This window comes from Pseudomonas sp. HY7a-MNA-CIBAN-0227 (genome assembly GCF_040310325.1).
Lineage (GTDB): Bacteria > Pseudomonadota > Gammaproteobacteria > Pseudomonadales > Pseudomonadaceae > Aquipseudomonas.
Genome location: NZ_JBEOPT010000415.1, coordinates 1 through 205, shown reverse-complemented (window position 1 = coordinate 205; position 205 = coordinate 1). Strand labels below are relative to the sequence as shown.

At 58.0% G+C, this 205-nt stretch carries 1 protein-coding gene; it reads left to right on the top strand.

From position 1 onward, the window contains the following. On the top strand, nucleotides 1-205 hold a 205-nt coding region (locus AAEZ06_RS28495; RefSeq protein WP_350617574.1), incomplete at both ends, for a hypothetical protein.

Here is a 205-nt window from a genome sequence, read left to right as displayed (position 1 = left end):
GCGACCAGCAGTATCGGGTCAGCTTTTATCCCAACGTTTCCAGGGATCACGTCAAGGCGCTGTATGCGTCCTATCAGGCGCAGATCAGCTCGCTGGAAGGCAGCTTGCGCGGTGAGTGGACGGACACCTTCAAGCCGATATGGGAGAGCTACTCCAAGGCCGGTGTTGTCGAGCGTTACACCTCACTGCAACTGGCGTATGCGCA